A 259-nucleotide genomic window follows, 5' to 3' on the forward strand; every position below is an offset into this window, starting at 1 on the left:
GAAGATGTCTTCCTGCTCGCCGGGCGGGATCGGCTCGCCTTCCTTGTGCACGGTCAGCAGCAGGCGCTGGTGGACCTCGTCGACCTTGATCCGGATCGGCGTGCCGGGCGCGCCGTACTTGCGCGCGTTCGACAGCATGTTCTCGAGCGCCCGGCGCAGCGCCTTGCGGTCCCACCAGCCCAGCACGCTGGTCCCGGCCAGCTCCACGTCCGGCCCGTGGGCGGCGACGTCGCGCTGCACCTCGGCCGCCAGTTCGCGG

The 259-nt window shown here is 72.2% G+C and carries 1 protein-coding gene; it reads right to left on the reverse strand.

The annotated features are described in order from the left end of the window. Positions 1–259: sensor histidine kinase KdpD (locus KVT32_RS30530; RefSeq protein ID WP_217619479.1), on the reverse strand; the 259-nt coding region annotated here is incomplete at both ends.

The organism is Achromobacter sp. GbtcB20 (assembly GCF_019091095.1).
Lineage (GTDB): Bacteria > Pseudomonadota > Gammaproteobacteria > Burkholderiales > Burkholderiaceae_B > Achromobacter > Achromobacter mucicolens.